Annotated in this window: 19 protein-coding genes; 13 read left to right on the forward strand and 6 right to left on the reverse strand. The window is 61.8% G+C overall.

Annotated elements, in window-relative coordinates; translation table 11 throughout:
• Nucleotides 1-384: 384 nt before the first annotated feature.
• From RIN61_RS24095 to RIN61_RS24140, 10 genes are all read left to right on the forward strand, one after another.
• Complete coding sequence (locus RIN61_RS24095) at nucleotides 385-2,424, forward strand: sigma-54-dependent Fis family transcriptional regulator (protein ID WP_313854613.1); 2,040 nt, start codon at nucleotides 385-387, stop codon at nucleotides 2,422-2,424.
• 148 nt (nucleotides 2,425-2,572) lie between these two features.
• Nucleotides 2,573-3,511 carry a D-2-hydroxyacid dehydrogenase gene (locus tag RIN61_RS24100; RefSeq protein ID WP_313854615.1) on the forward strand — a complete coding sequence of 313 codons (939 nt, stop codon included), beginning with the start codon at nucleotides 2,573-2,575 and terminating at the stop codon, nucleotides 3,509-3,511.
• Nucleotides 3,512-3,548: 37 nt separating this feature from the next.
• Nucleotides 3,549-4,235: a 3,4-dihydroxy-2-butanone-4-phosphate synthase gene (gene ribB, locus RIN61_RS24105; protein ID WP_313854617.1), complete on the forward strand. Its 687-nt coding sequence runs from the start codon at nucleotides 3,549-3,551 to the stop codon at nucleotides 4,233-4,235.
• 43 nt (nucleotides 4,236-4,278) lie between these two features.
• Nucleotides 4,279-4,653, forward strand: a complete 375-nt coding sequence (gene gcvH, locus RIN61_RS24110; protein WP_274094604.1) for a glycine cleavage system protein GcvH — start codon at nucleotides 4,279-4,281, stop codon at nucleotides 4,651-4,653.
• 8 nt (nucleotides 4,654-4,661) lie between these two features.
• Nucleotides 4,662-7,526 carry an aminomethyl-transferring glycine dehydrogenase gene (gene gcvP, locus RIN61_RS24115; protein ID WP_313854621.1) on the forward strand — a complete coding sequence of 955 codons (2,865 nt, stop codon included), beginning with the start codon at nucleotides 4,662-4,664 and terminating at the stop codon, nucleotides 7,524-7,526.
• A gap of 66 nt (nucleotides 7,527-7,592) precedes the next feature.
• Nucleotides 7,593-8,846 (forward strand): serine hydroxymethyltransferase, encoded by a 1,254-nt coding sequence (gene glyA, locus RIN61_RS24120; protein WP_313854623.1) that lies wholly within the window; start codon nucleotides 7,593-7,595, stop codon nucleotides 8,844-8,846.
• A 16-nt stretch (nucleotides 8,847-8,862) separates the two neighbouring features.
• Nucleotides 8,863-9,972, forward strand: coding sequence for a glycine cleavage system aminomethyltransferase GcvT (gene gcvT / locus RIN61_RS24125; RefSeq protein WP_313854625.1), 1,110 nt, complete (start codon nucleotides 8,863-8,865; stop codon nucleotides 9,970-9,972).
• Nucleotides 9,973-9,982: 10 nt separating this feature from the next.
• Nucleotides 9,983-10,951 carry a lipoyl synthase gene (gene lipA / locus RIN61_RS24130; RefSeq protein ID WP_313854628.1) on the forward strand — a complete coding sequence of 323 codons (969 nt, stop codon included), beginning with the start codon at nucleotides 9,983-9,985 and terminating at the stop codon, nucleotides 10,949-10,951.
• A gap of 463 nt (nucleotides 10,952-11,414) precedes the next feature.
• Nucleotides 11,415-12,407 (forward strand): ABC transporter substrate-binding protein, encoded by a 993-nt coding sequence (locus RIN61_RS24135; RefSeq protein ID WP_313854630.1) that lies wholly within the window; start codon nucleotides 11,415-11,417, stop codon nucleotides 12,405-12,407.
• Nucleotides 12,408-12,544: 137 nt separating this feature from the next.
• Complete coding sequence (locus RIN61_RS24140; RefSeq protein ID WP_313854632.1) at nucleotides 12,545-13,885, forward strand: MFS transporter; 1,341 nt, start codon at nucleotides 12,545-12,547, stop codon at nucleotides 13,883-13,885.
• 37 nt (nucleotides 13,886-13,922) lie between these two features.
• Here RIN61_RS24140 and RIN61_RS24145 read toward each other — a convergent pair whose 3' ends face one another.
• The 3 genes from RIN61_RS24145 to RIN61_RS24155 form a co-directional block, all read right to left on the reverse strand.
• Nucleotides 13,923-15,353, reverse strand: a complete 1,431-nt coding sequence (locus tag RIN61_RS24145) for an NAD(P)/FAD-dependent oxidoreductase (protein ID WP_313854635.1) — start codon at nucleotides 15,351-15,353, stop codon at nucleotides 13,923-13,925.
• A 460-nt stretch (nucleotides 15,354-15,813) separates the two neighbouring features.
• Entirely contained in the window at nucleotides 15,814-17,088 is a 1,275-nt protein-coding gene (locus RIN61_RS24150) for a tyrosine-type recombinase/integrase (RefSeq protein WP_313854637.1), read from the reverse strand.
• Between the two features lie 151 nt (nucleotides 17,089-17,239).
• Complete coding sequence (locus RIN61_RS24155; protein WP_243432407.1) at nucleotides 17,240-18,154, reverse strand: LysR family transcriptional regulator; 915 nt, start codon at nucleotides 18,152-18,154, stop codon at nucleotides 17,240-17,242.
• A 206-nt stretch (nucleotides 18,155-18,360) separates the two neighbouring features.
• Between RIN61_RS24155 and RIN61_RS24160 the strand changes: the two genes are divergently transcribed.
• The 3 genes from RIN61_RS24160 (at nucleotide 18,361) to RIN61_RS24170 (ending at nucleotide 22,637) form a co-directional block, all read left to right on the forward strand.
• Nucleotides 18,361-19,383: a zinc-dependent alcohol dehydrogenase family protein gene (locus tag RIN61_RS24160; RefSeq protein ID WP_112249301.1), complete on the forward strand. Its 1,023-nt coding sequence runs from the start codon at nucleotides 18,361-18,363 to the stop codon at nucleotides 19,381-19,383.
• A 513-nt stretch (nucleotides 19,384-19,896) separates the two neighbouring features.
• Complete coding sequence (locus RIN61_RS24165) at nucleotides 19,897-21,282, forward strand: hypothetical protein (RefSeq protein WP_112249299.1); 1,386 nt, start codon at nucleotides 19,897-19,899, stop codon at nucleotides 21,280-21,282.
• On the forward strand, nucleotides 21,282-22,637 hold the full coding sequence (locus RIN61_RS24170) for an aminotransferase class I/II-fold pyridoxal phosphate-dependent enzyme (RefSeq protein WP_215520987.1): 1,356 nt from the start codon (nucleotides 21,282-21,284) through the stop codon (nucleotides 22,635-22,637). Before RIN61_RS24165 ends, RIN61_RS24170 begins: the two co-directional genes overlap by 1 nt.
• A gap of 126 nt (nucleotides 22,638-22,763) precedes the next feature.
• On the opposite strand, the gene RIN61_RS24175 is transcribed toward RIN61_RS24170, so the two are convergent.
• The 3 genes from RIN61_RS24175 to RIN61_RS24185 all read right to left on the reverse strand — a co-directional run bounded on the left by RIN61_RS24175 (nucleotide 22,764) and on the right by RIN61_RS24185 (nucleotide 26,860).
• The gene (locus tag RIN61_RS24175) at nucleotides 22,764-23,735 is read right to left on the reverse strand and encodes an IS110 family RNA-guided transposase (protein WP_207880112.1); all 972 of its coding nucleotides are present in this window, start codon (nucleotides 23,733-23,735) and stop codon (nucleotides 22,764-22,766) included.
• Between the two features lie 435 nt (nucleotides 23,736-24,170).
• Nucleotides 24,171-25,481 (reverse strand): MFS transporter, encoded by a 1,311-nt coding sequence (locus RIN61_RS24180; RefSeq protein ID WP_313854643.1) that lies wholly within the window; start codon nucleotides 25,479-25,481, stop codon nucleotides 24,171-24,173.
• A 65-nt stretch (nucleotides 25,482-25,546) separates the two neighbouring features.
• Nucleotides 25,547-26,860 carry an L-fuconate dehydratase gene (locus RIN61_RS24185; protein WP_313854645.1) on the reverse strand — a complete coding sequence of 438 codons (1,314 nt, stop codon included), beginning with the start codon at nucleotides 26,858-26,860 and terminating at the stop codon, nucleotides 25,547-25,549.
• Nucleotides 26,861-26,933: the final 73 nt, after the last annotated feature.

Consider the following 26,933-nt stretch of genomic DNA (forward strand, 5'->3'; position numbering starts at 1 on the left):
CAAGAGTTTTTTATCATCTAACTAATTGATATATAACGTTTTATTTTTGTTTTTTAACGATTGCCGCATTGCTGAGACAAGGTCGCGGGCAAGCTTCTCGATAATGAGACAGTGGGTGCGGGCGACGAGCTGTGCGCCGCTCGCAGGAAAATGTCCGATACTCTGGTAACGCCCGTCCGCTGGCGGCATCCTCAAGGATAAGGTGGCGGTGTCAGGGGGGGGGCTCGCGCGTGCCCGTGCCAAGGGCCTGGCAGGCATCTCGGGATCGGAAACCGTGGAGACTGAAACAGGCAGGTTTACTGGTTTCAATCTTGCATTAAATTTCGGTAAAACCGGCCATGAACCAGGCCGACAATCCCTGGATGTCGAGCAGGTACAATAAAAATGATGAGCGTGCAGCAACACCTGGCCCGGATTAGCTCCGGTGCCGATGGAGATTCACATGAGCTGGATCGTGACGCGTCGGGTGGCCAGTCCGGGTTGCTTCGAGAGCATTGCGGGCAATCCTGGCGACGTTGCCTGGAGGTCGGCCTGCGCCCCGACCAAGAACCGCTGGTGCCGGTGGTCGATGCCGCCGAGGTCCGCCGGTTGCAGCAGGCCTTTGGCGAGCGCGCGTTCGAACATGCGCTGAGTACGCTGAACGGCTTGATGAGCGTGCTCAGTGACGTCGGCTATCACGCCAGCCTGGCCAATGCCGATGGTGTGATCATCGCAGAGAGTATCAAGCCTTCCCATGTGTATTACTGCGAGAGCGACCGTATTGGTTCGATCTGGCGCGAGGAGGTGGGTGGTACCAACGGGATCGGTACCAGTATCGCCGAGCAACGCCCGGTCGCGGTTTTTCGCGATGACCACTTCTACTACGACCTTTCTGGCCAGGCGTGCGTCGCAGCGCCCTTCTACAATCCTGACGGCCAGTTGCAAGGCGTGCTCAACCTGACCACATGCAACCCTCACGTCGATATCAATGCCCATCATATCGCCTACAAGCTGGCAATCCAGAGTTCGAACAAGCTGGAGCAGCGCCTGTTCCGCCTGCGTTTTGAGGACTGTTTCATCCTTCAAGTGTGCGGTACCGCCGGCCTTGCGGCGTGGATCGCGGTCGACGCCGGTGGGCTGATCGTTGGCGCCACCCATGGCGCGCGGCGCCTGGTTGGCGTGGAAGCGAACCAGTTGGGCAGGCGCCGCCTGTGGGAGGTCATCGATTGCCCGCAGTCGGCCATATCCCTGGAGATTTTCCGCAGCGTGGCCACGGTGCAACTGCTCCACTCGGCTCAACGCCTGGACTTCCTGCTGATCGCCAGCCCAGCGCAGCCCATGCGCAGCGCCGAAGCTGAGAGGGCGAAGGCGCGCTCACGTGCGCCACGGGAGGTGGCGGGCTCCCTGGCACGCTGCGCCGGACAGGATTCGCGAATGCAGGACAACGTGCGCCTGATCCGCAAGGTGATGAACAAGAACCTGCCGTTGCTGCTGCTTGGCGAAACTGGCGCCGGCAAGGACACCCTGGCCAAGGCCATCCATCAGGAAGGCGAGCGCAGTGCGGCGCCCTTCGTCGCCTTCAACTGCGCTTCGGTGCCTGAATCGCTCATTGATAGCGAGCTGTTCGGCTATAGCAAGGGCGCTTTCACCGGGGCCAACAAGGATGGCAGTCAGGGGCGTTTCATGGAAGCCGACGGCGGCACGCTGTTCCTCGACGAGATCGGCGATATGCCATTGGCCCTGCAGACTCGCCTTCTGCGTGTGCTGGAAAGTGGCGAAGTTTCACCACTGGGCGGTGGCAAAGCGGTGCGGGTGGACGTGCAGATCATCGCCGCAACCAATCAGCGCCTGCATGAGAAAGTGGCGGCCGGCGAATTTCGCGAAGACTTGTTCTTCCGCCTGGCCGGGATGATCATCGACTTGCCTGCGCTGCGTGAGCGGGAAGACAAAGCGCAACTGATCGAGACGGTGCTGCAGGGTGTATGCGGTGACGATCCGGTGCCGGTGCTCAAGCCGTCCGCCTGGAAGAAGCTGCTTGAGTACTCATGGCCGGGCAACGTTCGCGAGCTGCGTCACGTGCTGCACCGTGCCTCGTTGTTCGCCGACGGTGGTGAGCTGCGTGCCAGCGACATCGTGTTGCCGTTCGAGAACCGAATCAGGCCCTTCGCCGAGCGCCTGGCGCCTGTCGCGCCGGAGCGGGCGGTACCAGAGCAGCCCGCGCCGGACAGGCCAGCAATCGATACCGAAGCACTGGACGATGCCGCCGACCTGGTTGTGCATGTTACCGGCGTGAATGCCCGGACCACCCTGGACCAGGTAGAAAGCAAGGCCATCAGCCAGGCCCTGGCCGCTAGCGCAGGCAATGTCGAGTCGGCCTGCAAGGCGCTTGGTATGAGCAAGGCGACGCTCTATCGCAAGATCAAGCGCTACGGTATTAGCCTGTAGCGAATCTGGCGTTGCAAAAATGAGCCTGCTGTCTCAATCCTGAAAGACAGCAGGTTTTTTGTGTTCAACTTTCTGATTTTATTGATTTTTTCTTTATGGCACGGCGCTTGCTCAAGTGACTTGGAGTTCACTTTCGGAGTAGAGCGCAATGACCAACGCCTCGCTGCCCACGGTTCTGCTGGCAGACCCTGACAGCGCCGAGCTGCATGTCTTGATTCGCCAGGCCCATGCACAACTGCCGCTGCGCACACGGGATGAAGTCGATGCCCAAGGCGACTGCGATGTCTGGCTGGGCGCGCCGGAACATGTCATCGAATTGCTGGACCGCGGCCTGCGGCCGCGCTGGGTCCAACTGACCTGGGCTGGGGTGACGCCCATGCTCGATCCCCGCGTACCGCGTGGTTATCAGCTCACCCGTGCCAGCGGGGTGTTTGGCGCAGCGATGCTCGAGTACGTCCTGCACCACATGCTGGCCCATGCCTGGAAGGCTGCTGATTATCCGTTCGCCCAGAGTCGCTTCAGTTGGCAACCGGCAAGTTCGCCTCGGCTCGCCGGCAAACGCGTGCTGATCGCCGGGCTTGGCAGTATCGGTGCCCATATTGCCGCCGGGTTGAGCGCCTTGGGCATGCAGGTATCCGGTATCCAGCGCAGCCCGCGCGCAGTGGTCGGCGTGGAGCGTGTGGGAAGCCTGGAAGCGCTACTGCCAATGGCGGCGCAAGCGGACTATGTCGTCAACGTCCTGCCCGACACCCCGCAGACCAGGGATCTATTCGACAGCGCCTTTTTCAGCGCGCTGCCTGGCAATGCGCTGTTTATCAATATCGGTCGTGGCAACGCAGTGGTCGACCGGGATCTGGTCCACGCGCTCGAACAGGGGCAACTGGCCGGCGCCGTGCTGGACGTGTTCCGCAAAGAGCCACTGCCGCCCTCGCACCAGTTCTGGGTCACTCCCAACCTGATGCTCACCCCCCATGTCGCCGGCCCCACCGACGCTGCGGCAATGATCGATTTCTTCTTGTGCAACCTGCGCAAGTACCAATCCGGCCAGCCCCTCGACGGGCAGGTCGGGTTCGAGCGCGGCTATTGAGACCCGAGCGCCCGATGCAACCTTCGGAGATAACGACATGATGAGCTCGATCCTTTCTCGCCACCGTAACGTCAAGGCCGCCGTCGACGCGTATCGACGCGGCCTGCCCGTTATCCTGCTCGACGACGACGATCGCGAGAACGAGGCCGACCTTGTGGTCGCGGCACAAAACATGACGGTGCAGAGCATGGCCATGATGATCCGCGACGGTAGTGGCATCGTCTGTCTCTGCCTGGACGAGGCCACGGTCGACATGCTACGGCTCAAACCCATGGTCCCGCACAACGAGTCGCGGTACACCACAGGTTTCACCGTAAGCATCGAGGCGGCGGACAACATCACCACCGGTGTGTCGGCCCAGGATCGCCTCACCACCGTGCAGGCGGCACTGGCCTCGACCGCGTTGCATCGCCGCATCGTCAGTCCTGGACACATGTTTCCGCTACGGGCCAGACGGGGCGGGGTGCTCGAGCGCCGGGGACACACCGAAGGCAGTGTGGAGATCGCCGTGCTGGCCGGCATGCGGCCGGCCGCCGTGCTTTGCGAACTGATGAACCCCGACGGCACGATGATGCGCGGCGCGGCCATCAATGCTTACGCAGCACGGTACAACCTGCCGATCCTGACCATCGCCGACCTGGTGGCCTGCCGCCTGGACATGGAGATGGGCACCCGGATCGAACAGGCCGAAGTCCCGGCTCTGCGCGTAGCGCTGAGCGTTTGAAGCCAAGTACCTGACCAACAACAACTCCAAAAGGAAAGACCCCATGAGCGTGCGTTTCACTCCCGATCACGAATGGCTGCGCCTGGAAGACAACGGCGAGCTGACCGTCGGCATCACCGACTATGCGCAATCGGCACTGGGCGACGTGGTTTTCGTCCAGTTGCCGGACCTTGAAACCTACGAGGCCGGCCAGGAAGTGGTGGTGCTTGAATCGGTCAAGGCCGCCAGCAACATCACCATGCCGCTTACCGGCCAGGTGGTTGCCGTTAACGAGGCTGTGGCCCAGGAGCCGGAGCTGGTCAACGCCTCTCCCCTCGACCAGGGCTGGTTCTTCCGTTTCCTGCCGACCGACGCCAGTGGCCTGGCCAACCTGATGGATGAAACGGGTTATCAGGATTATCTGCGCCAGCAGGAGTGACAGTGCTTATGAGCAATAAAGTACAACTCGACACCCGCGGTGAGTTCGTAGGGCGTCATATCGGGCCGGACGAGCGGGCGACCCAGGTCATGCTCCAGGTCGTCGGCTACGACAGTCTGGACCAATTGATCGCCAGCGTTGTGCCGGATACCATCAGCGGCACCAGCGTGCTGCCGTTGACCGTGGGGCAGGGCGAAGCCGAGGCCCTGGCCGACCTGAAGCAGATCGCTGGCAAGAACAAGCTGTTCAGCCAACACATCGGCCAGGGCTACCATCCGTGCTTCACGCCAGCGCCGATCCTGCGCAATCTCCTGGAAAACCCGGCGTGGTACACCGCTTACACGCCGTATCAGCCGGAAATTTCCCAAGGGCGCCTGGAAGCGTTGCTGAACTTCCAGACCCTGGTCAGCGACCTGACCGGGATGGACATCGCCAACGCGTCGCTGCTGGACGAGGCGACCGCCTGCGCTGAAGCCATGACCTTCTGCAGACGTCTGGCGCGCAACAGGGCGCCAGCATTCTTCGTCTCTTCCCACTGCCATCCGCAGACCATCGATGTACTGCGCACCCGCGCCGCGCCGCTGGCTATCGAGGTGGTAGTGGGGGATGAGTGTGAACTGGCTCCGGAAGACCTTGGTGCCTATTTCGGTGTCTTGCTGCAATATCCGGCCAGCACTGGCGCGGTTCATGATCATGCCGAGCTGGCGGGCCATGTGCGGGCTGCTGGCGGGTTGCTCGCGGTGGCAGCCGATCTGCTGGCCCTGACCCTGCTGACCCCACCTGGCGAGTTTGGCGCCGATGTGGTAATCGGCAGCGCCCAGCGCTTTGGCGTGCCCTTGGGCTATGGTGGCCCTCACGCGGCATTTTTCGCCACCCGTGACAGCTTCAAGCGTGACATGCCCGGCCGCCTGGTCGGCATTTCGGTGGATCGCCACGGGGCATCGGCCTTGCGCCTGGCCATGCAGACCCGCGAGCAGCATATCCGTCGCGAGAAGGCTACCAGCAACATCTGTACGGCCCAGGTGCTGCTGGCCAACATCGCCAGCATGTATGCCGTCTATCACGGCCCGCAGGGCTTGAAAGACATCGCCCGGCGCACCCACCGACTGACCGCGATCCTGGCAAAAGGCCTCGAACACCTGGGGCAGACGGTCGAGCAATACCATTTCTTCGACACCCTCAGCGTGATGGCGACCCTGCCGGCCAGCGAACTGCACCAACGTGCCGCCAAGGCTGGCATCAACCTGCGCTTCATCGACGATCAGCGCGTCGGCATCTCGATGGACGAGACCTGCACACCGGCTTCGGTGCAGCGGTTGTGGGCGTTGTTCGCTGGCCAGGCGAACAACGTTCCGGATTTCGACGACATGGCCGATCTGGCGGGCGGGCGCTTACCCGAGCAGTTGCACCGCCGCTCGGCGATTCTGGCCCACGCCGTGTTCAACCGCTATCACAGCGAAACCGAGCTGATGCGTTACATGCGCCGCCTGGCCGACAAGGACCTGGCCCTGGACCGCAGCATGATCCCGCTGGGCTCCTGCACCATGAAGCTCAACGCCGTCAGCGAGATGATTCCGGTGACCTGGCCTGAGTTCGGCAGCCTGCATCCTTTCGCGCCGGCCGATCAGGCCGAGGGCTACAAGGCGATGCTGGACGAGCTGGAGACCATGCTCTGCCAGGCCACCGGTTATGACGCCGTATCGCTGCAGCCCAATGCCGGCTCGCAGGGCGAGTATGCAGGGTTGCTGGCCATTCGTGCCTATCACCAGTCGCGTGGCGAGGGTGGGCGGGACGTCTGCCTGATTCCCTCGTCCGCTCATGGCACCAACCCGGCTACCGCGCAGATGGCCGGCATGCGCGTGGTGGTCGTCGCCTGTGATAGCCGAGGCAACGTCGATGTCGACGATCTGCAGGCCAAGGCCTTGCAGCACAGCGACAAGCTGGCGGCGCTGATGATCACCTATCCCTCGACTCACGGCGTGTTCGAGAGCCGTATCGGCGAGATCTGCGACATCATCCATGCTGCGGGCGGTCAGGTATATATCGACGGGGCGAATATGAACGCCATGGTCGGGCTGTGCGCACCAGGGCAGTTCGGCGGCGATGTCTCGCACCTGAACCTGCACAAGACGTTCTGCATTCCCCACGGCGGTGGCGGGCCGGGGGTTGGCCCTATCGGTGTGAAGTCGCACCTGGCGCCGTTCCTGCCGGGACACGCTCATTTGCAGCAGAAGGGGGGCGCCGTGTGCGCTGCGCCTTTCGGTAGCGCGAGCATCCTGCCAATCACTTGGATGTACATCCGCATGATGGGCGGCGTGGGGCTGCGCGAGGCCTCGAGGGTGGCGATACTCAATGCCAACTACATCGCCCGGCGCCTGGAGGAGCATTACCCGGTGCTCTACACCGGTGAAAACGGCCTGGTCGCCCACGAGTGCATCCTTGATCTGCGTCCGCTCAAGGACAGCAGCGGAATCAGCGTCGAGGACGTTGCCAAGCGCCTGATCGACTTCGGTTTCCATGCCCCGACCATGTCCTTCCCGGTGGCCGGTACGTTGATGGTCGAACCGACCGAAAGCGAATCGCTGGAGGAGCTCGATCGCTTCTGCGAGGCGATGATCGCCATTCGCAAAGAAATCCATGCGGTCGAAAGTGGCCTGCTGCACCGTGATGACAACCCGCTGCGCAATGCACCGCACACGGCCCATGAGTTGACCGGTTCCTGGAATCACGGTTACGACCGTGACCAGGCGGTTTTCCCTGCCGGGCATTCGAATGACAAGTACTGGCCCCCGGTGGGGCGTGTTGACAATGTCTACGGTGACCGCAACCTGACTTGCGCCTGCCCTTCGATCGAAAGCTATCAGGACGTCTGAATCAGCTTCGGAACACCGGCGCCGGTGCTGCCCCCGCCGGGTTCCCCCTCATCCAGGAAGAATCCCATGTTCCACAAAAGTCTGACCCTCAACGACTTCGACCCCGTCCTGGCCGCCGCGATCGACAGCGAGACCCGGCGCCAGGAAGATCACATTGAGCTGATTGCGTCAGAAAACTACACCAGTCCCCAGGTGATGGCCGCTCAAGGCACAGCCCTGACCAACAAATACGCCGAGGGTTATCCGGCCAAGCGCTACTACGGTGGCTGCGAGCACGTCGACGTCGTCGAACAACTGGCCATCGACCGTGCCTGTGCGCTGTTCGGTGCCGACTACGCCAACGTGCAACCGCACTCGGGTTCCTCGGCCAACGCGGCTGTCTACCTGGCGCTGCTCAGCGCGGGAGATACCATCCTGGGCATGAGCCTGGCCCATGGCGGTCACTTGACTCACGGGGCCAGGGTCAGCTCTTCCGGCAAGCTGTACAACGCTGTCCAGTACGGCATCGATGCCAAGGGACTGATCAACTACGACGAAGTCGAGCGCCTTGCGCTCGAGCATCGTCCGAAGATGATCGTCGCGGGTTTTTCGGCCTATTCGCAGGTCCTCGACTTCCAGCGTTTCCGCGATATCGCCGACCGGGTGGGGGCCTACCTGTTCGTCGACATGGCCCACGTCGCCGGGCTGGTCGCTGCTGGGCTCTATCCCAACCCGGTCGGTCTGGCGGACGTGGTCACTACCACTACCCACAAGACCCTGCGCGGTCCGCGCGGTGGCCTGATCCTGGCCCGTAGCAACCCCGATATCGAGAAGAAGCTGGCCTCGGCGGTGTTCCCTGGGGCACAGGGTGGTCCCCTGATGCATGTGATCGCAGCGAAAGCCGTGTGTTTCAAGGAGGCGCTGACGCCCGAGTTCAAGGTCTACCAACAGCAGGTGCTGGACAACGCCGTGGCCATGGCAGAGGTGTTCAAGTCGCGAGGTTACGAAGTCATCTCCGATGGCACCCGCAACCATCTGTTCCTGGTCAGCCTGATCCGCCAGGGGATCACCGGTAAGGACGCGGACGCTGCGCTCGGCCGGGCGCGCATCACGGTAAACAAGAACGCAGTGCCCAACGATCCGCAGTCGCCTTTCGTGACCTCCGGTATCCGCATCGGCACGCCGGCGATCACCACCCGGGGCCTGGGCGTCAGCGAAAGCCAGGAGCTGGCCGGCTGGATCTGCGACATCCTCGATCACCTCGGCGACGCCGATGTGGAAGCCCATGTGGCGCAACAGGTAGCACGCCTGTGCTGCGCATTCCCGGTCTACGGGCTGTGAAACCGAGGATGATGCCATGACACTCAAGCAAACCCCCTTGCATGACCTGCACCTGTCCCTGGGTGCAAAAATGGTGCCCTTTGCCGGCTACCACATGCCGGTGCAATACCCGCTGGGCGTGCTCAAGGAGCACCTGCATACCCGGGCCCGGGCAGGCCTGTTCGATGTTAGCCACATGGGTCAGATCCGCCTGGTCGGGGAGGGCGCGGCCAAGGCCCTGGAGACCCTGGTACCGGTGGACATCGTCGACTTGCCCGTGGGGATGCAGCGTTACGCGGTGTTCACCAACGAGCAGGGTGGGATCCTCGATGACCTGATGGTCGCCAACGCCGGAGATCACCTGTTCCTGGTGGTCAATGCCGGCTGCAAGGACCAAGACCTTGCTCACCTGCGGCAGTTGCAGGATCAGTGTGAAGTCGTATCGTTGTTCGACAGCCATGCGTTGCTCGCCTTGCAGGGGCCGCTGGCCGCGCAGGTGCTGGCGCGACTATCGCCAGCTGTGGCGCAGATGACCTTCATGCAGTTCGCGGCCGTCGAGATTCGCGGAATCGTCTGCCAGGTGAGTCGTTCGGGGTACACCGGCGAGGATGGTTACGAGATTTCCGTGCCGGTCGAGCATGCGGAAACCCTGGCGCGGCTGTTGCTGGATCAACCGGAAGTCGTCCCCATCGGCCTTGGGGCCCGCGATTCGCTGCGCCTTGAAGCGGGGCTGTGCCTGTACGGGCACGACATGGACAGCAGTGTCTCGCCCATCGAGGCCAGCCTGGGCTGGGCGATTTCCAAGGCGCGGCGGGAAGGCGGCGTGCGTGCTGGGGGCTTCCCCGGATACCAGCAAGTGTTCGCCCAGCAACGCGAAGGCGCTTATCGCAAGCGCGTTGGCCTGGTGCCGCTGGAGCGCATGCCGGTTCGCGAGGGTGTCGAGCTCTTCAGGGAGGATGGCGAGTTGATCGGCAGGGTGACCAGTGGCGGCTTCGGCCCAAGTTTCGAAGGCCCTCTGGCAATGGGGCTGCTGGCGGCGCCGTACGCGGGGCTGGACACGGTGGTTTATGCCCAAGTGCGGGGCAAGGCCGTGCCCATGCGCGTGTGCAAGACGCCGTTCGTGCCACAGCGCTACTACCGTGGCTGACGAGGCGACGATGACCCGACCTGATGTCGCAAACGAATTCGCCCGGCCGGTAATGACCGGGGTAAAACTGCGCGGCGCCGGCAAGGTGGCGCGCATTCCGGTCAAAATCCTGCCAACCGAGGACATCCCCCGCAAGCCGGAGTGGATCCGCGTGGACATCGCGGCGTCGCCGGAAGTATCGCGGATCAAGGCCCTGCTCAGGAAGCACAGGTTGCACAGCGTCTGTGAGGAGGCCGCCTGTCCGAATCTGGGCGAGTGCTTTAACGGTGGCACGGCGACCTTCATGATTATGGGCGACATCTGTACCCGGCGCTGTCCGTTCTGCGATGTCGGTCATGGACGGCCCAAGCCGCTGGACGTGGACGAGCCGCGCAATCTGGCGATCGCCATTGCCGAGCTTCACCTCAAGTACGTCGTGATCACCTCGGTGGACCGGGATGACTTGCGCGATGGCGGCTCGGCACACTTCGCCGCCTGCCTGCGGGAAATCCGCAGTCGTTGCCCGGAGGTCCGTATCGAAACCCTGGTGCCGGACTATCGTGGGCGAATGGATATCGCTCTGGCAGTGACCGCCGAAACACCGCCGGATGTGTTCAACCACAACCTGGAAACCGTGCCACGGCTCTACCGCGCAGTGCGCCCGGGATCGGACTTCGAATGGTCACTGGACCTGCTCGCGGGCTTCAAGACGAGAGTGCCCCAGGTGCCGACCAAGTCTGGCCTGATGCTGGGGTTGGGTGAAACCGACGATGAGGTGATCGAAGTGATGGCGCGGATGCGCGAACATCAGGTCGACATGTTGACCTTGGGCCAGTATCTGCAACCCAGCCGCAATCATCTTCCCGTGCAGCGTTATGTGCATCCCGATCAGTTTGCCCGTTTTGCGCAGATCGGCCGGGAGATGGGGTTCGACAATGTCGCGGCAGGACCGCTGGTGCGCTCCTCATACCATGCCGACGAGCAGGCACGCCTGGTCTGACTCGACAATGCGTCATCAGAGCCCGCCCGTGGTAACCACCGGCGGGTTTTTTCATCTTGCTTTCTCAGCAATGAAAGCCTCAGCTCGCATTCCTGAGAAAGCTCGTAAGTGGTGACTCCGGTTTTAATAAAAAGTCATTTAATTCAGTATCTTGCAAATACTCGTGAACTTGGCACCGGTCTTGCTCCTTCGGTTTATGGCGATCAGATCGGCCCACCAGAGGCGCGCTGACGCCAGAGCGTGACGAACAGCTTCAATCCTGCCAACAACAATTCTTCAGGATAGGAATGCGCCAATGTCAGCAGATCACAGAGATCCGACCGGTCTTTCCGGGATATCACCCCTCAATCCCCACCTGAGCCGGCGCGCGCTGATGCTGGGTGCCGCAGCAGTAGCCGCTGGTGCAACGCTAGCACGCTGGGTTCCCGAGGCTCGCGCAGCGGTTGGTGGACAACTGGACATCATGACCTGGGAAGGCTACACGCTGCAGAACGAAGCGGCGCAGTGGATCAAGCAGAACAATCTGCGGGTCAACGCGAGCATCATGGGCAGCCAGGACGACGTCACCGCCAAGCTCATGGGCGGTGGCGTCCGGCTGGACCTTTCGGAGTACTCCAACGGCTACAACGAACTTTACAAAGGGCTCGGACTGCTCAAGCCGATCGATGTGGCGCAGGTGCCCAACTACAACCCCACCGACATCATTTCCCGCTTCTACGACGGCGACATGTGGTTCTGGGACGGCCAGCGCTTCGGTATTCCCTGGACCTGGGGCGTCGACACCATCGTCATCAACCCGCAGGAAGTAAAGGAACCGGTCACCAGCTTCAAGGACCTACTGCGCCCCGAATTCAAGGGACGCCTGACCTTCCTCGACAATCCCCTGACTGTCTGGCCGCTTGCGGCCAAGGTGACCGGGCATGGCGACAAGTTCCCCAATGTTTCCCGCGAGGACCTGGCGGACATCTGGGAACAGATGATGCCCTACCGCGAGCAGTGCCGTACCTTCGCCTCCAGTAACGGGGACGTCGCCTCGCTGTTCGTCGCCAAGGAAATTTCCGCGTGCTTCTGCACCTGGACAGCGGCGACCTTGCAGACAGCCAAGCAAGGTGTGAAAACCGAGTACGTGTTCCCCAAGGAGGGTGGGGCTGTATGGGCGGATGCCTGGTTCATCCCGGTGACCTCGGTGAACGTCGAATCGGCGCTCGCCTTCATCAATCAGGCTCTGGACCCGCAGGTGCAGGCCGAGATGAGCAAGGCGGCCAGCTCGGCCGTGGTCAACCGCAAGGCTGTGCAGTACATGGATGCGGCAACCCGTTCGCTGTTCGACTACGAGCGGATTGACGAGGTCTTGCAGCAGTCGCCGCTCAAGGGCCAGCCACCTCGCGAATCGGAGCTGTATGCCACCTATGACGACTGGTTGCAGGCCTGGGCATCGTTCCGCGCAGGCTTCTGAACTAGCCTGCCAGGCTGTTGGCCCGGCAGGTCCTTTCCGCTGGCGATAGACGGCGGAGTATCCGACGGAATGTACAGGGCGCCCTCCATGGCTAATGGCATTCTGCATCAGCAGTGCGTGTAAATGAGAACAACAAGATGACCGATAAATCGTTCGACCCGGTGTATGCGCAAAAAAATATTTCCCGAGCATTCCTAGTGTGCTGGATAGCCCTGTTCGCGGCCGGATTCGCCATGATGCTCAAGCTTTCGTTCGCGGGAACGCTCAAGGCGGTGTTCTTCGATACCACCTCACCCTTGACCTCCGCGGCGCTGATCGGCGGTATTCTGGGGGTCACCTATCTGGGATTCACGATCTGCAATACTGTGTTGCCGCCTTTCATCGATGCGCTGAAGATCAAGCGTGTCCTGTTCGCTGGCCTGGTCATCTTCAATGCCGGCCTAATCGTCATGATCATGGCCGTGCCGGGCAGTGCGCAGGCCTACGACACCTTGTGGCTCGGGGCATTGCTGCATGGCGTCGGCTGGGGCTGCATCGAGTCTGTGGTCAATCCGGTGGTGCCTTCGTTGTACCCGGCCGACAAGGCTGCCAAGCTCAATCGCTTGCACACCAGTTGGCCGCTTGGCTGGATGCTGGCGGGTCTGCTGGCGGTGGGGCTGGAATCGGCGAGCTTTGACTGGCGCTATATGTTTGCCCTGTCGCTGTTACCGGCTTCGGTGGCTTTGCTAATGCTGTTTTTCGTTGATTTCCCGCCTACCGAGCGCGTCAGTAACGGCGTCAGCTTCAAAGGCATGTTCAAGGAGTTGTTCGTCAAACCCGGGATCTTCGTGATGGTCGGTGTCATGTTCTTCGCGTTGGCCTGCGAAACCGTGCCGCAGAACTGGCTGGATATCGTGGTCGGGCAGATTTCCGGGATCAAGGGCACCTGGCTGCTGATCTACGTGGCCATTGCCTATTTGTTTGCCCGTGGCCTGGCGGAGTTCGCCCTTAAGCGCGTGCATGCGGTCACCATCCTGTTGTTCGCCTGCCTGGCCATCTTCGTCTCGGTACTCGGTCTGGCCTACGCCAAGAACCCCTACGTGACCATGGCCGCCACGGCCTTGCTGGGCATTGGCGCCGCATTGCTGTGGCCGAACATGCTGGCGGTCGTTTCCGAGCGCTATCCGAACACCGGTTCGCTGGGGATCGGCTTGATGTGTGCTGCCGGCATGGCTTCCGGTTATGTCGTGGTGCCGTGGATGGGCGAGCTGTATGACGGCTTCAAGATTGCAGCGGCAGGTGGCAGCGACGCGTTCCGGGCTCTGGCGACGGAGTCCCCGGCCTGGCTGGAAGCCAACGCTTATGCAGCCACCCGATCCTTCGTCATGTTCTCGGTACTGCCACTGGCTCTGACGGGTTACTTCTTTGTCGACTACATGCTCAAGGTACGCAAGCCACATAAGGTCGACCTGAACATCAAAGTCGGCTACGTCAAGTAACCCACCAAAAAGGGGCCGCGCTGCGGCCCCTTCTGCATCAGCGAACCCCGATTCGCAACCCCAGCAATTTCGGCAGCGCAGCGACGCCTTTCGCGGTCCACCGTGCCCGCTCCCGACGCTGTTCTGCTTCCTCGCAGCTCAAGATGCCCCAGCGAATGGCGTTGGCTCCCAGATACTTGATGGGCTCCGGCGGCAGTGACGGTAGTGGCCGGGTGCAAAACAGCGACCGGCTCCATTCGTCCTGCTGGCCCAGCACAAGCGACGATAGGCATTGCCCGGCAATCCAGGTCGCTTGAACACCGTGTCCCGAGTAACCGCCGCCATAGTGGATGCCCGGTCGCAAGGTCCGGAAAAACGGAATGCGGTCAGCCGAGACATCGATGGGCCAGCCCCAGCTCTTCGCGATGGGGGTCGAGGCAAAGGACGGAAGCAAATGTGCCAGCCCGGCCTGTGCCCGCTGGATACTCTGCGGGTCCGAGCGCAGCCGCGGGTGATCAGCTCCCCCGGTAAAGCCGATCGGCCCGGAGCCCGAACCCATCAGTACCCGATCGTCAGCCGTCTTGCGAAAATAGTGCAAAAACATCCGCGCATCGTTGACGCCCACGGGCCGATGCCAACCAAGGCTCTTCAGGGCGTCCTCGGCAGGCTCGGACATGGCCGCGAAGCTGGAGAACACGCTGAAGTGCGACGCAAGCCCGGGGATCCTGGCAAGGTTGGCGTTGATCGCCAGGACCACCTGGGGCGACATGACGACACCGTCCGGCAAGCGTAGGGTCTTCACACCTTGGGTGTCATCGATCCGCAGTACGGAACTCCTCTCGAACAGCTCTACGCCAGCCTGCAATGCCGAGCGTTTGAGCGCCAGCATCAACTTTCCCGGGTGGACATTGCCGGCTTCCGGGAAGAACAGCCCCTTGCCGAAGGTGCGGCTGCCGATGATCTCGCTGACTTGTTCGGGCGCCAGCGCCTGGATGTAGCGCTCGACGCCCAAGCCTTGGCATTGCTGGTGGAACTCATCGAGCTGCCGCTCCTGGGCGGGGCAGGTCGAGACGCGCAGGTTGCCGGCTTCCCGCCAGTCGACATCGTTATCGCAAGCGCTGGCGTAAGCCCGAAACGCATCCTGCGCCCGGCTTCCGAGATAAGCGAGGTCAAGGGCGGCATCTACGCCCAGCGTCTTGACGTTGGACGCTAGCGACTGCCAGTACCCGTGAACGATTCCGCCATTGCGGGTGCTTGCGCCATCTCCAACGCGGAAGGCTTCAAGAACCGCGACCTGCAACTGCGGCCTGCGCTGCTTGAGGGTCAACGCTGTCCAAAGGCCGGTGAAGCCACCGCCGATGACTACGACGTCATATCTGGCCCCTCCCTTAAACGCGGGGGAGGGCTGACCTCTCGCAGTCTCGATATCGTACTGCCACCACGCTTGCTGGGACTCCAGATTTGCAGGAATAGGGCGGGGTATTTCCATGGCAAAGCACCTTGGGGAGAAATGGTAATTCACCTTGCAGCAATACGGGTGCCAAAATTTATTCATTTATAAATCAGGTGCTTAGCGTTAGTTGTCTCAAAAGTAAGAGTGTTATCTGAGCACTCGAACGGCATTGCCAACAAGGCAGAGCTATTCGCCAACCGATTAGTCGCGAATGGCTGCGTTGGCCGCAGATCAGGATTCTGCGGAATCTGATCATTGGTTAATATGATTTCTGCGACGTTGTGTCGATCTTCAAAAGGCCGACGTGACGAACCGTTCGTCCACAACTCAAGGGATTGCAAGCCTTGAAGAATGAGTCCAGAATCAAGGCCATCCCTGTTTCAGGGATAGCTGTAAACCCTTAGATTTCAAAAGCTCGCAGGCCCGATGCGAGTCTCGTTTCCCGCTCCGCTTTCATCGCTGCGGACGGTCCTTGCCGGACATGTGGACATTTGGCTTATTCCGTGTGCGCTAAAAGCGCGGCATTTTTGCGTAGCTGATCCAAGTAATTCGCCCATTGCTGTGCTGCCTCTCGGCGTTGTGGCAGCAGTTGGGCGCGCGCGTAAACCGAGCCCAGCGCGCCCGGCATTCGGTGAGACAACGACAACTCCAATACAATCGGATCAACGCCCAAATGCTCGTGGGCGATGGTGCGGTAGGTGGCGCGGAATCCGTGCGCGGTGATGGGGTAGTCCGGCCATATCCGCTGATAAGCCTTGGCCAGGGACGTGGCGTCAATTGGGTAGCCTGGATAGACTGGTGAGACGAAGACCCAGCCATTGCCTGCTTCATCCACTACCCGCCGTTCATGGAGTTCACGCAACAGCACAAGGGCCTGCTCCGGCAGTGGCACGATGTGTTTGCTCTTGTCCAGATGGCGGGTCTTCCCAACTATATAACGCCAATCGGCGCTGACCAGATCGACGTCTTCCCAGCGCATTTTCACCAGCTCGCCAGGGCGAACGGGCAGCATCACCAGCAAGCGCATCGCTGTGCTCACACTGCTTGGGCTGAGTTGATCCAGGCGCAGCAGAAAGTGACCCAAATCGGCTGGTCTTTCGATCGCGGGATTACTAGTCACCACATGGCGAACCTTGAGTTCTTCGGTGTTGCTCAGGGCCACGTTGCGTTCCACCCAGCCTCGACCCTCGGCGAAACCGAGCACGGCACGGATGATGGTCCGCACGCGCTTGGCCATGGCCAGTGTGCGTGCCCGGCGCAGGGTAGCGATGATCTCTACGATATGGTCCAGCTTGATCTCGCTGACGGGGATACTGCCGATCGTGGGCAGGATGTGATTGTTCAACGCGCCGCGAAAACCCGCGAGGGATTTGCTCACGAGGTCGTGCGATTTGAAGGCCAGCCACTGTTCGGCTACGTAACTGAAGGTGCGTTCCTCATTGAGTAACTGCTCGGCGATTTTCTTGCGTTTGGCCTTCAGCGGGGCGACGTGATGGGCTACGTTCTGGCGCGCGGCTCGGGCCAGGTCGCGGGCGTCTTTCAAGCCAATGTCGGGATAACGGCCGATCGCGTACACGTTTTCCTTACCATGCAGGCGATACCTCATCCGCCAGTATTTAGCAGCAGGCTTGTTCGACTTCTGCGAGGCCTGGACATGAAGATACAGACCGGGAACCTCGCCGTCAGCGTACTTGCCGGGTTCGGCAATGGCACGCAGGAAGGCATCGCTGAGTTTTCGCCGCAATCCAGGCGTAGAGAGGGAAGTCGTCATGTGCGGGTACTTTTTTTCGAAACAGGAAAAGTACCCAAAAATATACCCGCAGGTGCGTCGGAAATGAGTGGAATGCGACGGACGGCTTTGGATTAGATTAATAGGTAAGGTGCTGAATCTATTAGTATTTCTGGATCCCGGTGGAAGTCAGTCACAGGCTATCGGGATCCCCAAAAAACATCTGTATCCGCGACCGCAACCAACGCTCCGCCGGGTCATTGTCCTGCGCCCCGCGCCAGGCCATGTGCAGCTCGAAACTGCGCACCTCCAGCGGCAGGTCCTCGGCCCGCAGCCCACCCGCCGCGGTCAGCGCGTCCGCCGTGTAGTCCGGCACCGTAGCGACAATATCGGTGCCCGCCAGCAAGCTCCCCAGCCCGTTGAACTGCGGCACCGCCAGCACCACGTGGCGCTGGCGGCCAATTTCCTCCAGGGCCTCGTCGATGAACCCCGACAGGTCCCCGGCAAACGACACCAGCGCATGCGGGCGGGCGCAGAAGTCGTCCAGGGTGATGGCGCCGGGCACACTGTCGGCGCGCAGCAGTTTCGGCATGCTGCGGCGCAGCACCTTGCGCTTGGCGTTGGCTGGCAGTTCGCTGGTATAGCTGACCCCCACCGAGATTTCGCCCGAGGCCAGCAGCGTCGGCATCAGCAGGTAATTGACCCGGCGCACCACCAGCACGATACCTGGCGCTTCGGCGCGAATGCGTTTGAGCAACTGCGGTAGCAGGGCGAACTCGGCGTCGTCCGACAGGCCGATGCGGAACACCGCATTGCTGGTGGCCGGGTCGAATTCGGCGGCGCGGCTGACCGCGGTGGAAATCGAGTCCAGCGCCGGGGACAGCAGGGCGAAGATTTCGTGGGCCCGGGCCGAGGGCTCCATGCTGCGGCCGGTGCGCACGAACAACGGGTCGTCGAACAGGTTGCGCAGGCGCGAAAGGGCGGCACTGATGGCGGGCTGGCCGAGGAACAGTTTCTCCGCGGCACGGGTCACGCTGCGCTCATGCATCAGCGTTTCGAACACGATCAGCAGGTTGAGGTCTACACGACGCAGGTCGTTTCGATTCATCGTTGCGCTTCGCCTAAAGTGGGGCAGAGGTGAATCTTAAGGCCAAAGGCTGGTACCCTGCACGGGTTTAGGGGGACCAATCGCAGGGAAAGTCAGGTGCCCAATCGATGACAGGCATGTCGACTATTAATGACCACTGATGGCCTAACCGGCAAAGCCCGGATAAAGTCCGTGGTAATTAGAGGTTCACAAAGGCGAGGTATGCGATGTCCCGCATGATCCGTTTCCACAAGTTCGGCGCTGCCGATGTGCTCCGTTGCGAGGAGCAGGCCGAACCGTCACCTGCTGCCGACGAGGTACAGATCCGCGTCGAGGCGGTTGGCGTCAGCTGGTATGACGTGCTCTGGCGCCAGAACCTGGCACCGTCCCAGGCACGCCTGCCGGCGGGGATCGGCCACGAGATGGCGGGGGTGGTGACCGCGGTCGGTGAAGGGGTCGAGGATATTGCGGTGGGCGACCGGGTTGCCAGCTTCCCGGCCACCAGTGCCAACGACCACCCGGTGTATGGCGATGTCATCGTGCTGCCGCGTTCGGCCATTACCCGCTATCCGGATGTGCTCACCCCGATCGAGGCCAGCGTGCACTACACGCCGCTGCTGATCGCCTATTTCGCCTACGTCGACCTGGCCCGGGCGAAAGCCGGGCAAACCGCGTTGGTCACCGATGCCAGCCACTGCGCGGGCCCTGCCTTCGTGCAGTTGGGCAAGGCCCTGGGGCTGAAGGTGTTCGCTGCCACCAAGGAGGCGGAACAGCGTGAGTACCTGCTGGGCCTGGGCGCCGACAAGGTGATCGTCACCGAAGAGCAGGACTTGTTGCTGCAGGTCGGCAAGTACACCGATGGCCGTGGCGTGGACATGGTCCTCGATGGCATGGGCGGGCCGCAGATGTCGTTGTTGGGCGATGTGCTGGCACCGCGTGGCAGCCTGGTGCTGTATGGCCTGCAAGGTGGCAACCAGACGCCGTTCCCGGCCTGTGCGGCGTTTCAGAAGAACATCCAGTTCTATGTGCATTGCATCGGTAACTTCACCGGCAAGCCGGAACTGGGCATCAGCCAGGATCAGGTGGCGTTGCAGCGCGCCCTGCGCGATATCAACCAGTTCACTGCCGACCAGTTGCTGACACCACAGATCATCAAGGTGTACCCGTTCGAGCAGGTGGTCGAGGCGCATCGCTACATGGACCAGTGCCCGTGCGGCGGGCGTGTGGTACTGGACATGGCGCAGCACTGAAAGCGGTCTGCATTATCAGAAGCCCGGGCAGAGTCCCGGGTTTTTTGTGCCCGGTACAGACTGGTTGACGTTTAAAAAAAGAATGTTCCTACAATAAAAAACGACGCAGACTATATTTAAAACAGTCGCTCAGTTTCTCGTCGAAATATTCCGCCAAGCTTTTTGTCTTGAACTGTTATTGCCCGGCAGTCAATGTGTTTTCTCACTTCCGCTGAATGGTTTTTTTACCCTGATCTGTATCTTCTATTCGCCTTGCATCCCTTGATAATGGCTCAATGATGTTTAGCGCAAGGAGCGTGGAATGAGCATGGCTGTGCCCAGGCCAGGGCAGTGTATGGCAGCGGCGGGGCGTCGCGACGATGCGTTTTTCTCGATGTCATGGCGACAGTGACTGGTTACGTCATTACTTCCAATTAGTTGTAGGAAATTTCTTCGGGAAAAGTTCAGGGCATGTTGATGTTCAGGTCCTCTGAACAACGTGCGCTGGCTGCATGAAGTTGATGAGGTGATTTCGTGACTGCTATTCACGACCAGGCAATGCACTATATCTACCAGCAGGTACTCGAGCGCTTGCTCAGTCATATGTCACAAGCGCAGCGTGCTTCCTTGCAGTTGTTGATACAACGGCTACTGGTTGCTGCTGGCGGGCCCGAATACATCGGTACCTACCGCTTGCTGGTGCTGCAGGGCAACGATCGCCGCAGCGCCCGGCTGTTGGCCATGCTGCGTGCCGCACAACTGAGTATCGCCCTGCGCGCGCCGGTTACTTTCCAGCTTCGGGTGCTCGTAGTGAGCCTGCCCGTGGCTGACAGTGCCACGCTCGAATGCCATGAGCGCAGTTTCAATGCGCTGTTCTTGCAGGATGACCCGCGGGTGCAACTGCAGATGATCAAGGGGCGCGAAGTGGTGCCGTTCAGCCGGCATGCCCTTGCCGCGCCCGAGAGCTGGCTGTTGGCCAAGGACGCCATGCTGATGTTCGGTCACCTGGTCGACCCCAGGCCCGAAGCACTGTTGGGGAGTCGCCTGCACCTGGAGCTGGCGGCCGCTGTGGGCTTTGCGCTGCAGGCCCATTCACCTGCGGATGTATTGATCACCGCCATCCCCGCGCGCCAGCGCCGCCGGTACCTGGCCTGGGCACGGCGCAGCCTGCGCCTGGCAGGGGAGCATGGTCCGCATGTGGTGCATCAGTGCCTGGCGACGCTGGCGCAGGGGCTGAGTCGCCTGCTCGGCAACATCGGGGGCTCATCGGGCGTCCAGGCCGAACAGACTTCCGGGGCCACGCCGCAGATTACGCCAGTGCGAGTAATTGCCATTGACGATCTGCTGCCACCGTTGCTCGAAGAGCAGCAGCTCGACCTCATGCTCGGTTGTCGCTTCGAGGCCGCCCAGGAGGCCTGGCCATTGGCCGCGTTCGTCGAGCCGTTGGCCCCGGCGCAGTTGCAGGAACTGCACGCACGCAGTCTCGAGCCGCAGGCAAGTCGCCCGGCATTGCGGCTGGCCGGCCAGCCGGGTGCCAACAAGCGGCGCGATGTGCATCAGTTGCAGTTCGGCAAGACATACGGCATCAACCAGATCCAGCAGGTGTGCCTGCTGTTCAGCCCGTTTGCCAGGCAGGGGAAGAACCTGGAGCGTTTTCTGCAGTGCTGGCATGTCGATATGCTGGTGGCGCTGCCATACCTGCATCGGGCCTTGCAGGGTAAACCCTGCCCTGATGCGGTGAAAAACTGGCTGGTGAACACCAGCGGCCTGCCGCTGGGGCAACTCAGGCTGATCTACGGCGGGGGCCTGCCGCTGGCCTCGTGGCGCCTGATGAGCCACCTGGCCCGTCGCGATATACAGCTGAGGTTGCTGCCACGGCGGGCGGTGGGGCGGCGGCGTGGTCATGCGGGGCCGCCTTGATGGGGCAATCGGGCGCCGGCGAGTTCGCCTATCGCAAGGTATATCGCTACCTGGAAGCCCTGATCGACCAGGCTCCACGCAGTGGCCCGTGCCGTTTACCGTCGCTGCGCGTGTTGGCCCGGCGGTTGCGGGTGTCATTGGCCACCGTGCAGTGTGCCTACAGTCTGTTGGAAGAAGAGGGCCGTGTGCAGTGTCTGCCCAGGTCGGGCTATTACGTACAAGGCGTTGCCAAGAGGGATGCTGCAGCCATGCCTCGGCAGATGCCCTTGCCAGCACAGCCGATGCTGGAGCGTACCCTGTTCACCCACGAGCGGCGCCTGGCACGTCAGCGCACGCACAGTGTTGCCCCGTGGGACTCGCACGGCAGCGCCCGCCTGCGCAATGCCGTCGCCGAACGCTATACCCGTTCCTCCAACCAGTACTGGCGTGCCGAGGATGTGCAGCTGGCCCCGGATGTGCAGGCGTTGTTGGGGACCTTGCTGGCGGCGCTGGCCCTGCAAGGCGGGACCGTGGTGGTGCAGTCGCCCTGCTGCTGGCAGGTGCTACGCGCGTTGGCACGTGCCGACATGCGAGTGCTGGAGGTACCACTGGATGCCCGCGGCAATCCGGACCTGCGCACCCTGGCCCGGCTGCTGGCCAGCGAGCCGGTGTGCATGCTGGTCATGCCGTCGTGCCTTGGCATGCCGCAGGGGCGGCTGGTTTCACCGCACTACCAGCAGCAGCTTGGTCAACTGCTTGGCCAGCACCCTGTATGGTTGCTGGAAAACGACCTGGACAGTGAACACTGTTACAGCGGCCCGCCGAATGCGCGCCTGCGTGATTGGGTCGACCCCCGCTGGCTATTGGTGATGGGGGCGTTCGATGCTGCAGTGGGGAGCGAGGCGCCCTATGCCTATCTGCTGGGCCATGACGCCGGGCTGGCCAGGGCTTTCGCGGAGCGCGCGTTTCGGCTTGCACCGCTTCGCCTGCAAGCGCTGGCGCACATGCTGGGCAAAGGCGAGATCGAGGCGCAACTGGTACGACTGCGCACGGACCTGCAAAAGCGCATGCAATGCCTGGCGCGTGAGTTGCGACTGCAGTTCGGCCAGCGGGTGGCATTGGAAACGCCGGAGGGTGGCCGGGCACTATGGGTGCGCTTTCGCCAGCCGCTGCCTTGGGAGGGTATTGCTGCAGCGCTGGCTGGCTCAGCACTGCATGCTCTACCGGGCGAGCAGTTCAGCCTGCAGGGCCGCTACCAGCAGTGCCTGGCGATGGCGTGGCTGGGTGATCACCCGGGGGAGCTGCAACAGGCGGTGGAGCGCCTGGCCCAGGTGCTTGAGCTACGCTGCGGCAGGCCTGCCGGGGTTACACCTTGAGCCGCCGGGGTTGCGTTGCAACCCATCGCCGGGTCGCTTGGAGTACCGAGCCTGCAAGCGTTCCGCCTATCCTGTGGGGGCAACTGTCTTAGCCAGCACTGGCCCTTGTAGATACCGTCTTGACCCTCACCCCGCAAGAGCGATTTGAGGGTCAAACGGTTTGCCGGATTTCACTACGCCATACACCAGGTGCAAAAGCTTACGCATAGCAGCGCAGACTATCTGCTTGTAGGCTTTACGCCGATTGCTCAAACGCTCTGCCAGTGCCTTCACGACCGGGTTGTATCTGATCGAGACAGTGCCTGGCATCCACAAGCCGGCGCGCAATCTTGGGGCTCCTGTACGGGAAATGGTCGATTGGCCAATCTTCTCTCCCGATTGATGGATCATCGGGTTGAGGCCTGCAAACGCAACCATGGCTGACGGGCTTTCGTACTTCAGCGGATCACCCAGTTCTGCAAGGATCAGCGCGGCCGTGGTGTCTCCCAGGCCATCAATCGACGTAATCAGTTCTCGTCGCTGGCGCAGGTCTGGATCGTCATCGATCGTCTGCTCAATAGCCTTACGGGTTTTCGCTATTTCTTCGCTGATGTGCCCAATTACAGCTCTGATCGATTCCTGGACAGCGATCTGCGACACATCCAGACGGTTCTGCTCCATCTGCTGCATCTCTTTCAGGTCGTCCAGACGCCGCACCAAGGCCCGCAAGCGCCGCTGAGCTGGCGGCTCAGGCTTCCACTGACGAAGCAAATCTTTTTTCTGCTGACCGTAAGCAGCAATAACCTTGGCATCAGCCTTATCAGTTTTGACGCGTCGAAGGTCCGCTCCGGCAAACTTGGCAATCACGGCGGGATTCAGAATACACACCCGGTAACCCTTGGCATGAAAGCACTCAGCAAGCGCTTCGTGATAAGTGCCAGTGGCCTCCATGATAACCCAGGCACGTGGTTCGGCATGTTGCTCAAGCCAGGTTGCGAATTGCTCAAAACCACTCGGATTATTGGCCAGCTTGGCTTTGGTACGGACTTTCCCATTGGGAAGTGGAGTTGCAATATCGAAAGATCGCTTGGCTACATCGACGCCAACAACAACAGACATGATCTTCTCCCTCAGACAACGAAGTTTCGATCACCCAGCACTCGGTTCAACCTTGCGAATGCGTGCTCACGCCGGGGGGCGGCACTAGATACCGTTCGAACTGTTCGAGTGGGGTTGGAGGGCCAGAGCGTTATCTACAATACGGGCTCGATGCCCTTGGAGCGGCTCCGCTTCATGACCCTCCCTCGATGATCAGTCGAGAACTTTCGCCTCTTGTGAGGCGAAAGTCGAGATACAAGGAGCGGCCTTGTGTCGCGATGGGGCGCGCAGCGGCCCCGGCAATCTTTGCTGCGAAGCTGAAACCCTGGGGCCGCTGCGCGCCCCATCGCGACACAAGGCCGCTCCTACAGGTATTTGCACATGGCTTGAGGCCGGTGTGGTCGAGGTGGAAGCCGGCTTGCCGGCGATGAGGCCCTGGCAGGCAAACGCCTCTTGTCAGCGATTCGCTTGCTCCTGCCCTTGCCGCAAGCGTGTACTGGCCAGCGCTGCAACCACCAGCAACGCGGCGATGATCCACAAGCCATTGCGGGTACTGCCGGTGGTCTGCTCGATCAGGCCCATCACCGACGGGCCGACGAAACCGCCAAACAGGCCGCAGGTGGTGACAAAGGCCAGCCCTGCTGCCAAGGCGCTGCCACTCAGGCGGCTGGAGGGGAAGACGAAGATGATCGACTGCACCACGAACAGCATCAAGGCAGTCAGCGAAAACCCGATCAGGCCGATGAACGAATTGGCGAGCGACGCCAGCAGCAGCCCGGCCGCCATGGTCAGCAGGCCGCCGAACAGCAAGGTGCGGCAACGGCGCGGTGAGGTGGCCAGGCGCGGGAAGCTAGCAGCGCCGATGGCGGCGGCAATCCACGGTACGGCGGTCAGCAGGCCGACCTGGAAGGGCGACAGCGCGCCGTAGGTGCCGATGATGCCTGGCAGGAAGAAAATCACCGTGTAAATGGTGATCTGGTGCACGAAGTACACCACGATCGCCAGCCAGATCTGCCGGTCGCGGAACATCTGCCGCAACTTGCTCTGCTGCGGTGCGGCGGCCCGCTCGGCAGCCAGGCGGCGCTCGATGTCCGCGGCTTCGGCGGCCGACAGCCAGGGCGCCGAGGCCGGGCCATCGGGCAGTTTTTTCCATACCACATAGGCCAGGGCCACTGCCGGTAGGCCTTCGAGCACGAACAGCCATTGCCAGCCGTGCCAGCCCAGCACACCGTCCATTTCCAGCAGGGCACCGCCCAGCGGGCCGCTGAGAATATTGGCCAGGCACACGCCCAGCAGGAAGTAACCCGTGGCGCGGGCACGTTGTTCACGGTCGAACCAGTAGGTCAGGTACAGCATCACGCCGGGGAACAGGCCTGCTTCGGCGACCCCGAGCAACAGGCGCATGACATAGAACGAGGTTTCGCCCTGAACGAAGGCCATACCCGCCGAGAGCAGGCCCCAGGTGATCATGATGCGGGTGATCCAGAAGCGTGCGCCCACCCGGTGCATGATCAGGTTGCTGGGTACTTCGGCCAGGGCGTAGGTGAGGAAGAACAGGCCGGCGCCCAGGCCGTAGGCCGCTGCCGACAGGCCGAGGTCGATGCCCATGCTGGCCTTGGCCAGGGCAATGTTGGTCCGGTCAAGGAAGCTCATCACGTAGACAACGATGAGCAGTGGCATCAATTTGCGCAGCAGCAGGCCGTTCAGGCGCTGTTCGGTGGTGGCGGCAGGGGCGCGCGCCGCTGTAGTACCGGTGAGGATTGTCATTGTTGTTTCCCCGTTGAAAGTGCTGGTGGCGTGCCGCGCAAAGGCGGCACACCCAGGTAGGTGGGTCAGGAACGGTTGATGTCTAGCCACACCGCGCCGTTGGGGTACTGGTAGCGTTCCAGGGTCTCGGCATGCATTTCGATGCTGTAGCCCGGGCGTTGCGGCGGCATGTAGCGCCCGCGGCGGATTACCACCGGGTCGATGAAGTGCTCGTGCAGGTGGTCGACGTACTCCAGCACCCGGTTGTGCAGCGAGGCCGATACCGCGATGTAGTCGAACAGGGCAATGTTCTGCACGTACTCACACAGGCCGACACCGCCGCCGTGCGGGCACACCGGTACGTCGTACTTGGCCGCCATCAGCAGCACGATCAGCACTTCGTTCAGGCCACCCAGGCGGGCCGCGTCCAGTTGGCAGAAGTCCAGCGCGCCGGCCTGAAACATCTGCTTGAGCATCACCCGGTTGTGGCAATGTTCACCGGTAGCCACGCCAATCGGCGCAATGCGCTGGCGGATAGTGGCGTGACCGAGGATGTCGTCCGGGTTGGTCGGCTCCTCGATCCACAGTGGTTCGAAGGCGGCCAGGCGGCGCATGTTGGCGACGGATTCCTCGACGCCCCATACCTGGTTGGCATCCATCATCAGGGTGCGCTCCCAGCCAATTTCGTCGCGCAGGATGCTGGCGCGGCGAATGTCTTCTTCCAGGTCCGCACCGATCTTCTGCTTGATGTGGGTCCAGCCATCTTCCACGGCCTGGCGGGCAAGCTTGCGCATCTTTACTTCGCTGTAGCCCAGCCAGCCCGGCGCGGTGGTGTAACCGGGGTAGCCTTCGCGCAGCATCTGCGCTTCGCGCTCGGCCTTGCCCGGGGCCTTGCGGCGCAGCAGGGCGATGGCTTCTTCGGGGGTGAGCACATCGGTGACGTAGCTGAAATCCAGGCAGCGCACCAACTGCTCGGGTGTCATGTCGGCCAGCAGCTTCCACACCGGCTTGCCCTCGTGCTTGGCCCACAGGTCCCACACGGCATTGATGATCGCGGCGGTGGCCAGGTGGATCACGCCCTTTTCCGGGCCCAGCCAACGCAACTGGCTGTCGCTGACGGTGAAACGGTGCCAGAAACCACCCATGTCCGCCGTGATTTCCTCCAGGCTGAGGCCGACGATCAGCGGCGCAAGCGATTGCACCGCCGCTGCGCAAATCTCATTGCCACGGCCGATGGTGAAGGTCAGGCCGTGGCCTTCGAGGGCCTCGGCGTCGGTGTGCAGCACCACGTAGGCTGCCGAATAATCGGGGGCGCTGTTCATGGCGTCGGAGCCGTCCAGCGACAGCGAAGTGGGGAAACGAATGTCGCGAACGCTCAGGTGGGTAATACGTATGCTCATGGTCGGCTCTTGTTCTGTTCAAGCACTGGGAGACCTGACTGTAGGTTGTCGAGCGATACAGGCATAATCGCCA

Source organism: Pseudomonas inefficax (assembly GCF_032164165.1).
Classification (GTDB): Bacteria; Pseudomonadota; Gammaproteobacteria; order Pseudomonadales; family Pseudomonadaceae; genus Aquipseudomonas; species Aquipseudomonas inefficax.